This window comes from Actinoplanes oblitus (assembly GCF_030252345.1).
In the GTDB taxonomy this organism is placed as follows: domain Bacteria; phylum Actinomycetota; class Actinomycetes; order Mycobacteriales; family Micromonosporaceae; genus Actinoplanes; species Actinoplanes oblitus.
The window spans coordinates 6,661,816-6,673,644 of record NZ_CP126980.1 but is presented as its reverse complement, the minus strand read 5'-3'; the positions used below and the strand labels follow the sequence as shown (position 1 = coordinate 6,673,644).

Below are 11,829 nucleotides of genomic sequence, written 5' to 3'. Positions count from 1 at the left end.
TGATCAGGCTCGGACCAGCAGGTCCCGGATCTCGCCGGTGACGAGGTCCGGGGCCTCCTCGGCCATGAAGTGCCCGGCCCGCACCGGCACGTGCCGCAGGTCCGGCGCCCACGCCGCCCACAGCGCCGCCGCGTCGAAGCCGAGCAGCGAGCCCCAGTCCTGCTGGAGCACTGTCACCGGCATGGCCAGCCGGTTCCCGGCGGCCCGGTCGGCCCGGTCGTGGGCCAGGTCGATGCCGGCCGTGGCGCGGTAGTCGGCGACGATCGACGGCACCGCGGCCCGGCTCGCGTCCAGGTAGGCCCGCCGCACGCCGGCCGGGATCGCCGCCGGATCCCGCGTCCAGACGTCCAGGAAGTGGCCGAAGAACTCGTCGGCGCTGGCCGCGATCATCCGTTCCGGCAGCCCGGGCGGCTGGGCCATCAGGTACAGGTGGAAGCCGACCGCGGCGCTCGCCCCGCGCATCACGTCCCACATGTCCAGCGTCGGCAGCACGTCCAGGACGGCCAGCTGGGTGACGTTCGCCGGGTGGTCCAGCGCGGCCCGGAAGGCGACCAGCGCGCCGCGGTCGTGTCCCACCAGCGCGAACCGCTCGTGTCCCAGCTGCCGGGCCAGCGCCACGACGTCGGCGGCCATCGTCCGTTTGCTGTAGACGTCCGGACCGGTCTCGGCCGGCTTGTCGCTGGCGCCGTACCCGCGCAGGTCCGGGCAGATGACGGTGTGGCCGGCGGCGAGCTCGGCGGCGACGTGCCGCCACATCAGGTGGGTCTGCGGGAAGCCGTGCAGCAGCACGACCGGGCTGCCCGACCCGGCGACAGCGGTGTGCAGGGCGACACCGTCGGCGACCGGGACGCGGTGGTACTCGACCATGGGTGATCCTTTCGTGGTGACCTGGGGACGAGCCTGCGGAGGGTGGATGAGCAACCGATGAGCGAGATCCGCTTCGGGGTCCTCGGGCCGATGACCGCCACCGATGCCGCCGGCCGCCCGATCGGGCTGAAGGGGCCGATGCACCGCGCGGTGGTGGCCCGGCTGCTAGTGGCGAGGCGGCGGGTGGTCCCGGTCGGTGACCTGGTCGCCGACCTCTGGGTGGCGCCGCCGGACGGCGCGGTCGCCGCGGTGCGGACGTTCGTCGCCGCGTTGCGGCGCGCCCTGGAACCGGACCGACGCCCGAGAGCGCCGGCGTCGCTGCTGGTCACCGAGGGTTTGGGGTACGCCCTGCGCCCCGCCCCGCAGGCCGTCGACGCCTGGCGGTTCGAGGTCGCGGCGCACTCGGACGACCCGGACCGGCTGGACGAGGCGCTGGGCTGGTGGCGCGGTCCCGCCCACGCCGACTTCCCGGACGCGCCGTGGGCCGCCGCCGACCGGGCCCGCCTCACCGAGCTGCGCCTGCACGCCGTCGAACGCCGGGCCGCCGCCCGCCTGGACGCCACGGCGATCGCCGACCTGGACGCGCACGTCACGGCGCATCCGTGGCGGGAGGAGGGCTGGCGCCTGCTCGCCCTCGCCCTGTATCGGGCCGGCCGCCAGGGCGACGCCCTCGCCGTGCTGCGCCGCGCCCGCGCCCTGCTCGTCGAGCAGCTCGGCGTCGATCCGGGGCCGGCCCTGCGCCGCCTCGAGCAGGACGTGCTGCGCCAGGCGCCCGCGCTCGACACCGGCGCGGATCCGCTGGCCCGGGCGGCAGCGGCGTACGACCGGGTGGCCGGGGGCGCGCGGGCGCGGCTGGAGTCGGCGGCCGGGCTGTTGCGGAACCTGGCGGTGACCGGGGCCGGTGGCCTGCGCGCGGCCCGGGAGCAGCGGAGCGCGGCGGTGGCGGCGGCCGAGCAGCTCGGCGACCCGGAGCTGACCGCCCGGGTGATCGGGGCGTACGACGTGCCGGCCGTCTGGCCCCGCTCCGACGACCCGGACCGGGCGGCCGGCCTCGTCGCCGCCGCCGGGCGCACGCTCGCCGCGCTGCCGGCCGGGCACCCGGCGGCCCGCGCCCGGCTGCTGAGCACCATCGCCCTGGAGGCACGCGGCACCACCGACCGGTGGCCGGGGGAGTGCGCCCGGGAGGCCGAGGAGATCGCCCGCGGGCTGGACGATCCGGGGCTGCTGGCGTTCGCGCTGAACGCCAGCTGGATGCAGTGCTGCCAGCGGATCGGTACGGCCCCGGCGCGGGACGCGACCGGCGCCGAGCTGATCGGGCTGGCCGCCCGGCACGGCCTGGTGACCGCGGAGGTGCTGGGGCACCTGATCCGGGTGCAGGCGCGGTCCGCGCTCGGCGACCTGCCCGGCGCCGACCGGCACGCGGCGGCGGCCGGGGAGCTGGGCGCCCGCTACGAGCTGCCGCTGGTCGAGGTGTTCACCGCCGGGTACGCGGCGCTGCGGCTGGACCTGGGCGGAGCCGGGTACGACGCGGTGGAGCGGGCCTATCGGGACCTCGGCGACCGGCTGGACGCCGCCGAGATGCCCGGCCTCCGGGACGGCCTCGTCGCCCTGGCGCTGCTCGGGGCCAGGCTGCGGCGGGATCGCGAGCTCGGCGAGCCCGAGGGCTTCGGGTCGTACGTTAGATGGGTCGTCCCCCTGTGGGACCACAGTGCGCTGCGGGATCTCCCGGACCCGCCGCCCGGCCTGCTCGCCGACGCGCTCTGGTGCCTGCTGGCGAGAGTGGCCGTGACCAGCGGCGATCGTCAGATGATGGAGCGCGCCCGGACCGCCCTGCGGCCGGCGGCCGGTGAGTGGGCGGGTGCCGGAACCGGGATGATCTCCATCGGAACGGTGGGTGAACAGCTCGCGAACCTGGACCGAGCGCTCGACGCGGAGAGTTGATCTTTTGGATACGGACCGTCCGGCTGAGGCCACTCATCCGTAAGGACGACGTCACTGACGGAAAGCAGACACTAGCGTTCCCGTGTGGCAAATCGGTTCCAACTCTGGGGTCAAGCGGGCTGGGCTAGCGCCGAGGTCGTCGGTGAGACGCACTACGCGAAAGCGATCCGTGCGCTCTTCGGGGCGAACTTCGATCCGCAGGGAACCGACATAACCGTCCCGGTCCAGCTGATACCCGACCGCAGCAACCGCCACGACCGCAACGCCGTCGGAGTCTGGTCCGACAACGCCCTGCTCGGCCACCTGCCACGCCCGGAGGCCGCCCGCTACGTCGGCGTCCTGACCGAGCTGACCAAGCGCAACCTCATCCCCGAGGTCAACGCCCAGATCCACGGCCGCGAGTGGGGGGAGTACGACGGCCGCCCGCCGGCCTTCGTCGGCACCATCCGCCTCGACCTCGCCGAGCCGCACATGATCGTGCCGGCCAACGAGCCGCCGCGGCAGGAGCACCGGCTGCTGCCCACCGGTTCGGCGCTGCAGGTCTACGGCCAGGAGCAGCACCTCGACGCGCTGGCCCGCTTCCATCGGCCGGAGGGCGAGTGCTGGGCGTACGTGACCCTGCACGAGATGGCCGGGCACCTGGTCGAGGTCCGGCTCGGCGACGCCCGGGTCGGCGACCTGAGCCCCAAGATGAGCTACGAGCTCACCCCGGTGCTGCGCTACCAGGCCGAGCGTGGCCTGGTGGTGGCCGCCCGCGCGATCGTCAAGAGCAACGCGATCAAGACCGAGCTGCTGCTCTACGTGGCCCGGGTCCAGGACCTGCCGGAGAGCTGGACCGGCCCGGCCGGGCGCGGCACCGCGGGCCGGGCCGCGCCGGTCTCGCCGCCGCCGGCCACCGCGCCGGTGGCGCCGTCCAGCGGCGCGCCGGGCCTGCCGGCCGCCGGCACCTCGGCGGTGCCCAGCTGGATGGCCGGCAGCGACGCCGTGCCGGCCTGGGCCGCCCAGGGCAGCGACGCGCACCCCACCTGGATGGACCGCAGCGAGCTGGTGCCGGCCTGGGTGCAGCCCAGCGGCCAGGTGCCGAGCTGGGCGGCTTCGGTCAGCGGCCCGGTGCCGACGATCGCCGGGCGGACCCAGGCCGAGGAGCCGGTGGTCCCCGGCGTGCCGGCCCACCAGATCCCCGGCGTGCCGACCTCCCCGCCGCCGGGCACCTCGCTCTTCGGCGGCACCGGCGAGATCGCCGAGACCACCGTCATCCCGGCCCTCAGCGCGGTGATGGCGAACCAGCAGGCCGCCGCGACCGGCACCGCACCGGTCTCGCCCGCCCCGGAGCCGAACCGGCACCCGCCGATCCCGCCGGCGCCCACCGGCATCAAGTTCCAGGTGCCGCCGGGCTGGCCGGTTCCGCCGGAGGGCTGGTACCCGCCGGAGGGCTGGCGACCGGACGCCGCCTGGCCGCTCGCCCCGGCCGGCTGGCAGTGGTGGGTTCCGACCTGGGACTGACGGTGCCGCTGTGACGGGTGTGGCGGCCAGTTGGCCCGATCCGTGCGGAACGTCGGATTAACCCGAAAAAACGCCACCATGCGGCCCGTCGCCTTGCTGCAATGGGAAAATGCGGTGGGATCAGTCGGACGGGTTCACGGGGCGGCCTGATGCCCGGGTACGGGCGACGCTGGAGTCGTGGCGGGACGGGCTGCTCGACCTCAGCGGCGCCAATCCGCTGATCGACGTGCGGACCACGGCGCCCGGTGTGGTGGAGATCGTCAGTCCCTCGCCGCGTAGCGTCGTCGAGGCGCTCCAGCAGGGCCGCGAGTGCGGCTTCCTGGGCGTCGAGGAGCAGGCGGAGGGCCCGCGGCCACGCGCCGCGCACGTCTTCCAGACCGCGATGACCGACGCGGAGATGGACGGCACGCTGCGCGCCCTGCGCCGGGCCGCCCACCGTGACCTGCTCGAACAGGGCGTCGCCACGCTCTACCTGGGTCTCGGCACGGTGCGCTGGGCGGACACGGCCCCGACTCCCGGCGGCGACAGCCGGCACTGCAGCCCGATCCTGCTGATCCCGGTCGACCTGGTCTGCCCGGACCCGGAGGACTACCCGCGGCTGCGGCCCCGGGCCGAGGACCCGATCGTCAACCCGGCCCTGGACATCTGCCTGCGCCGGCACAACATCGAGCTGCCCGCGGTGGACAGCCTGGCCGGGCTGGACGTCACGGTCTTCTGGGCCCGCCTGGACGCCGCCCTCGGCGACCACCCGGACTGGCACTCCGACGAGGCGATAGTGCTGGCCCGATTCGCCGTGCACCGCGAGGTGATGTACACCGACCTGCTCGACCACGAACGCAAGGTGCTGGCCCACCCGGTGATCCGCGCGCTGGCCGGCCACCCGGAGGGGCAGCCGGACGCGTTCAAGTTCGACGTGATCGCCGGCCGCCGGATCGACGAGGTGGCCACCCCCGACGACGTGCCGCTGGTCCTCGACGCCGACGCCGCCCAGCGGTCCTGCGTCACCGCCGCGCTGCACGGCCGCTCGTTCGTGATGCGCGGCGCGCCCGGCACCGGCAAGTCGCAGACCATCGCCAACATGATCGGTGTGCTGCTGCACGCCGGCCGCCGGGTGCTGCTGGTCGCCGAGAAGGCCGCCGCCCTGGACACCGTCCGGGACCGGCTCGCCGCCGTCGGGCTGCACGACTACCTGCTCGAACTGCACAGCGGGCGGACCGGCCGGGAGGAGGTGGCCGCCGCGCTGGCCGCCGCGCTCGACTTCATCCCGCTGCCGCCGCCGGACCTGTCCACCGACGAACGGGCGGCGTTGCGGGAACACCGGCAGCGGCTCAACGCGTACGCCGAGGCGATGAACGAGGTCCGCGAGCCGCTCGGCCACCGGCTGCACGACGTGCTCGGCATGTGCGCGCAGATGACCGACGTACCGCAGGCGCCGACGCTGGCCGAACTGCCGATCCCGCTCACCACCCAGTCGCTGCAGCGGGTCCGGGACGCCGCCGAACGCCTCGGCCGGTCCTGGCGCCCGGCCCGTGAGGGCGAGAACTTCCTCTGGCGCGACGTGATCGACCACAACCGGCTCGACGCCCGGCTGCACCAGGCGCAGGCCGCCCTCGACCACCTGACCGAGGCGATCGAACGGGACCCGATCGCCGAGGCGTTCCTGATCGGCTCGATCGGCGAGGCGATCACCCTGACCACCCTGATCGGGCATGCCACCCGGCGCCCGCCGGAGGCCGCCGACGAGTGGCTCACCATGGCCAGCCTGGAACCGGTGGCCCGGGCCGCCGAGGGCCTGGCGCGCCACCTCAAGACGCTGCACCAGGCCGAGGACGCGGTACGGGCCAAGTCCGGCGCCACCTGGAGCGCGCTGCCGTCCCCCGCCAAGCTGCCGATCATCCCGAGTCTCGGGCACCTCAAGCCGCCCGCCGTGGAGTTGCTCCCGCTCACCGCGGCGCAGGCCCGCGGCCTGGCCCGCCGGTTCGCCGACGAGGCCGACCGGCTCGAACAGCACCAGCACAGCCTGGACCGGGTCACCGCCCGGCTCGGCCTGCCCAACGTGGTCGCCTTCACCGACCTGCCCCGGCTGGCCGCCATCGTCGACCTGCTGTCCCGCCCGGACAAGCCGGAACCCGGCTGGTTCGACGCGATGGGCATGAACGCCGCGCACGCCGCGATGCGCAACCTGCGGCGCGTGGTCAACGTGGTGAAGGCCGCCGAGGCCCGGGCCCGGGAACACTTCAGCGACAACGCGCTGGCCGAGCCGGTGGACGAGCTGGCGCAGCGGTTCGCCCACCAGCACAAGGGGCTGCGCAAGCTGAGCGCGCAGTCCCGGCGGGACAAGAAGGCCGCCGCCGGCATCGCCCGGCCGGACGTCAAGCGGTCGCAGGCGGTCGCCAACCTGACCGCGGCGGCCGCCTGGAAACGCGCCCTGCAGGAGCTGGCCGAGGCCGAGCAGGAGCACGCCGCCATCCTCGGCAAGCACTGGGCGGGCACCGACACCGACTTCGACGCGATCGAGCGGGCGCTGGTCACCGCCGAGGAGACCCTGAAGGTCACCCCGCCCGAGGCGCTGCCCACCCTGATCGAGCGGATCTGCGCGGCCACCCCGAACAGCGCGATCATCCGGATCGTCGGTGAGGCCGGCAAGGAGTTCGACAGGTGGACCGCGGCGCTGCGTACGCCGCCGGAGCCGGCACCCCGCCCGCAGCTGGCCGCCGGCCCGATCCACGACGCGGTCACCTGGCTGCGCGCGCACGTCGAGCCGTTGACCTCGGTGGCCGAGCTGGTGCACGCGTACAGCGTGGCGGCCGGCCGGGACTTCACGCTGGCCGAGGCGGCCGCGATCGGGCTGCTCCGGGAGAGCGCCTCGGATGCCGCTACCGCGCTGACGAGCAACGCCAAGGAGTACGCCCGGATCCTCGGCGCCGCCTATCGCGGCACCCAGACCGACGTGGAGGCGCTGGCCGCCGCGATGGCCTGGACCTCCGAGGCGCGCCGGATCCGCAACGGCGCGGACGTCGCGTTCACCGCCGAGCAGGCCGAGATCCTCGGCCGGGTCAGGCCCAGCGACACCCTGCCGTCCCGGGTCGCCGAGTGGCAGTCCGCCCGCGACTGGATCCTCCGCGCGTTCGCGCCGGCCCGGCACCCCGCCCTCGGCATCGCCCTGGAGGAGCGGGAATCCGCCCGCGAGCTGCTCCGTGAACTGCTCGAGGACAGCCGCGGCCAGCAGGAGTGGTTCGACCACCAGGCGGCCCGCGCGGTCCTCGCCGAGCACGGCCTCGACCCGGTGGTCGACTTCTGCGCCCGCGAGGACCTGCCGGTCGAGCAGATCCTGCCGGTGCTGGGCCGGGCCCTCTTCCAGTCGTGGGCGGACGCGATCATCCGGGAGGACGACCGGCTCGCCCCGCTCGACGCGGTCTCCCGGGACCGGCTGGTCGAGGAGTTCCGGCTCTGGGACGACCACCTGCAGCGGGCCGCCGCCGCCGAGGTGATGAACGCTGTCGACGCGCTGCAGCCGGCCGAGTCGGCGGCCGGCGAGGCCGCGCTGCTCCGCGCCACCGCCGCCCAGCAGGGCCGCCGGCTGCCGGTCCGGGACCTGTTCGCCCGCACCACGCACGCCGCGATGGCGGTCAAGCCGTGCCTGGTGATGTCCCCGGCCGACGTGAGCCGGCTGCTCCCGCCCGACCTGGCCTTCGACGTCGTGATCATCGACGAGGCGTCCCGGGTGCCGGTGCCGGACGCGATCACCTGCGCCTACCGCGGCAACGCCCTGGTGGTCTGCGGCGACGACCGGCAGCTGACCGTCGCACCGATCCCCGGCGGCGACCCGCGCTCGATCCTGGAGCTCGCGGTGAGCTGCGGCGCGTTCCGGGTCCTCGACCTGCTCACCCACTACCGCAGCCGGGACGAGTCGCTGATCGCGTTCGCCAACCACGCGTTCTACCAGGGCCGGCTCACCACGTTCCCGGCGTTCGCGCCGGCCGGGCCGGACGCCGGCGTGCAGCTCTACCCGGCCGGCGGTGACCTGTCGATGGCCGGCCTGGTCGCCACCCGGGTCGCCCACCACCTGGTCACCCGGCCGGAGCTCAGCCTCGGCGTGGTGGTCTGCACGGCCGCGGACGCCGCCGAGATCGAGGCCGCGGTCGCCGACATGGTCGTCCCGCCCGAGGACGACCGGCTGCGCGGCTTCTTCATCAAGGACCTGGACGCGGTGCAGGGCGACGAGCGCGACGTGGTGATCTTCGCGATCGGCGCCGACCTGGGCGGGCTGACCGGCCCGGACGGCTGGCGGCGGCTCAACGTGGCCACCACCCGGGCCCGCCGCCGCCTCGAGGTGGTCACCGCGGTCCGCTCCCGCGATCTGCCGGCCGACGACTCCCGGCTGGCCGACTTCCTGGACTACGCGGCCCGTGGCATCCCCGCGCTCAACCTGGACACCGAGCCGGAGCCGCTGGAGTCGCAGACCCCGTTCGAGGACTCGGTGCGCGACGTGATCCGCGGCTGGGGTTACCGGGTGAACACCCGGGTCGGCGCCGGCGCGTACCGGATCGACATCGCGGTGCGCCGCTCGGCCCGCCGCAACGCGCCCTACGCCCTGGGCATCGAGTGCGACGGGACCACCTACGACTCGGCGCCGACCGCGCGCGACCGGGACCGGATCCGCGAGCAGGTGCTCGAGGGGCTGGGCTGGAAGCTGCACCGGGTCTGGGGGACCGCCTGGTACCTGGACCGGGAGCGGGAGGAGACGCGGCTGCGGGCCGCCATCGAGGACGCGTTCGCGCTGCTGCCGGAGGAGGCGCCGGCACCCCAGCTCGGCGCGCCGGAACAGCCGGTCGCGGAGGGTGCGGCGGGCTACGCCGCCGGTTACACCGACACGGATCAGGAGCGATTCGGGTACGACGGGAGCGGGGCCGGGCTCGCCGAGCCGGGGGTGGAACGGGAACGGGTGTCCGCCGAGGAACTCGCCGCGGCCGTCGCCGGGGTCTCGGCCGCCGGGCCGGTCCCCGCCTCCGGACCGGTCTCCGGTCCCGCCTCGGCCTCGGTCGCCACCTCGGCGCCCGCGGCCGCCTACGCCGCCGCCTCCGCCACCGCGCCCGCCAACGGACCCGTCTCCGCCTTCACCGAAGCCCAGGTTGAGGTCGGGGACGGCGTGGTCGAACCGGAGATCGTGCTCGCCTGGCACGATGCCGGTGACATCGGGCTGGCCGAGGCCGAGGCAGCCGCCGAGGCCGAGCTGGCGGACGCCCACGAGACTGACGACACCCGGATCCACGACGCGGTCATGGCCACCTTCGACTACGACGCGCCGCTGACCGAGTTCGCTGAGGTGTCACACGCCGGGGAGCCGGCGCCGGTCTTCGGCGAGCCGGTCGCCGGCTCGCCCGCGCCGTCGTTCGCCACCGCCGCGCCGGCCACCGCCGATCCGTCCGACGTGTCGCGGATCGCGGCCCGGTTCGCCGCGGCGCAGGCCGGCGCCGAGGAACTCGCCGTGGTCGAGGCCTACCTCGGCGACGAGCTGGCGGCGGCCGCCCCGGCACCGGCCGAACCGGCGGTTCCCGAGGCGCCGTCGCACGCCGAGCCGGACGCCTGGCCGAACCCGGCGGCCGAGGACACCGTGCGGGCGGACTGGCCGTTCGCCAGCCGCGCCGAGGTTCCGGAGCGGGTCGCGTGGCCCTCGCACGAGGAGGCCGGCTGGTCGGCCGGTAGCGCCGAGCCGGGCCGGCACGCGGCGCCCGAGGAGCCGGTGGCGGAGCCCGACCGGTCCGCCCCGGCGGGGGAGAACACGATCCGGGCCGAATGGCCGTTCGCCAGCCGGGCCGAGGTCCCGGAGCGGGTCGACTGGCCGGCCGCCGCCCGGCCGGAGCAGGTGGCCGAGCAGACCGCCGAGGGCAAGCCGGTCTCGGCGGTGCGGTGGCCGACGGCCAGCCGGGACGAGACGTCGGCGACCGTCCACCGGTCCACCGGCCGGTCCGCCCTCGCCGGCGAGCGGGACCGGCAGGTCGCGTCGGTGACCTGGCCCTCGGCCAGCGAGTCGGAGCTGGCGGCCCGGCTCGGCGCCACCAGGCGGCCGTCCGTGTCGTCCGCCGACGAACGGCAGGTCTCGTCGGTCGAGTGGCCGTCCGCGAGCCGCCCCGGCGAACCCGCGCCGCGGCGCGTCGAATGGCCGTCGGCCGGTCGTGCCGAGGAGCCGGCCCCGGAAGCCGTCCCGTCGCCGGAGTCGTTCGCGGAGGCCGTCCGGTCGCCGGAGTCGTTCGCGGAGGCCGTCCGGTCGCCGGAGTCGTTCGCGGAGGCCGTCCGGTCGCCGGAGTCGTTCGCGGAGGTCGTTCAGCCGCCGGAGCCGTTCGTGGAGGCGGCTCGGTCGCCGGAGCCGGCCGTCGCCAGCCGGGAGGATCTCGCCGAGGTCGCCGCCCGGTTCGGCGTCGGCACCGAGGAACTGGCCGCGGCCGCCGCGCAGTTCCTGGCCGGCCTGCACGAGACCGCCGAGCCCGCCGACCGGCTGGGTGCCATCTACCAGTTGCGTACCGAGCTGACGGAGTCCGCCGGCCTGGACCCGGACCTAGCCGACGCCGCCGCCACGGTGGCCGAGCAGTCCGTGCGCTCGGCGCTGACCTCGCCCCTCCCGGAGAGCCACCGGCCGGCCTGGTACCAGTCGATCGAGGGGCAGCCGGACATGGCCGCCGCGGTGGCCGAGTTCGAGGAGACGATGGCCGCGCCGCCCGGCTGGACCCACCACGCCGAGACGTGGCCGGCGACCAGCCCGGCGGAGGCGGCGGGGTTCGAGGTGGCCGCCCGGGTGGAGCGCAGTGGCGAGTGGGCTCACCCGTACCAGAAAGCGGCCCTGGACCCGCTGCCGCCCGGCGCCGTCCTCACCGACCCGGCCCTGCGTCCGCACCTGATCGCCGCCGTGCGGCGCCTCGCGGAGATCGAGGGCCCGGTGCACATCAGCGTGGCGCTGCAGCGCATGCGCGAGGAGTGGGGCCTGCCGCGGATCGCCCGGAACGCCCGGGGCGCCATCGAGGACGCCATCGAGCAGGCCGGGGTGGCCTGGGACGGCACCTTCCTCGGCGACCCGGACCAGGAGTTCCCGGTGGTCCGCTACCGGGCCGACGGGGTGGCCCGCAAGGCCGACCAGATCGCCGACGCCGAGTTGGCGGTGGCCTGCGAGAACCTGGTGATCGACGGCGGCATGCTGTCGGTGGACGAGGTGCTGGCCGCCGTCACCAGGCTCTACGGCTGGTCCACCCGCCGGTCGACCGAACTCGACGCCCGGCTCACCGGTCTGCTCGCCGATCTGGTCGCCGAGGGGCACCTGGTGCAGCAGCCGGACGGCCTCTCCGCGGCGCACGGCCTCCCTGACGCGACGTCGCTCCCGCACCACGACTCGGCCCGCCGCCTGGCTCACCATCCCACCCATCACTGACCGCCACTGATCCACCCGGCCGCCCGGCCGCCTGTCCGCTGCGCCGCCTGTCCGCCATCGACCAGGTCCCTCCGCTCGGCGGTCCGGGGTGATCGCTT

Annotated in this window: 4 protein-coding genes; 3 read left to right on the top strand and 1 reads right to left on the bottom strand. The window is 75.5% G+C overall.

All coding sequences use genetic code 11. The features are described 5' to 3' along the window. Nucleotides 1-3 precede the first annotated feature (3 nt). A complete protein-coding gene (locus tag Actob_RS30100) occupies nt 4-867 on the bottom strand; it encodes an alpha/beta fold hydrolase (protein ID WP_284915223.1) in 864 nt (287 codons plus the stop codon). A 57-nt stretch (nt 868-924) separates the two neighbouring features. Here Actob_RS30100 and Actob_RS30095 point away from each other — a divergent pair, with 57 nt between their 5' ends. The 3 genes from Actob_RS30095 (at nt 925) to Actob_RS30085 (ending at nt 11,731) form a co-directional block, all read left to right on the top strand. Beyond that, the gene (locus Actob_RS30095; RefSeq protein ID WP_284915222.1) at nt 925-2,808 is read left to right on the top strand and encodes an AfsR/SARP family transcriptional regulator; all 1,884 of its coding nucleotides are present in this window, start codon (nt 925-927) and stop codon (nt 2,806-2,808) included. An 84-nt stretch (nt 2,809-2,892) separates the two neighbouring features. Then, entirely contained in the window at nt 2,893-4,311 is a 1,419-nt protein-coding gene (locus Actob_RS30090; RefSeq protein WP_284915221.1) for a hypothetical protein, read from the top strand. Between the two features lie 109 nt (nt 4,312-4,420). Further along, the gene (locus tag Actob_RS30085) at nt 4,421-11,731 is read left to right on the top strand and encodes a DUF4011 domain-containing protein (protein ID WP_284915220.1); all 7,311 of its coding nucleotides are present in this window, start codon (nt 4,421-4,423) and stop codon (nt 11,729-11,731) included. Nucleotides 11,732-11,829 lie beyond the last annotated feature (98 nt).

Bases quoted from the DNA above. Each gene is read 5' to 3' on its own strand.
- Actob_RS30100 (WP_284915223.1), bottom strand. From the start codon at position 867: ATGGTCGAGTACCACCGCGTCCCGGTCGCCGACGGTGTCGCCCTGCAC.
- Actob_RS30095 (WP_284915222.1), top strand. From the start codon at position 925: ATGAGCGAGATCCGCTTCGGGGTCCTCGGGCCGATGACCGCCACCGAT.
- Actob_RS30085 (WP_284915220.1), top strand. From the start codon at position 4,421: ATGCGGTGGGATCAGTCGGACGGGTTCACGGGGCGGCCTGATGCCCGG.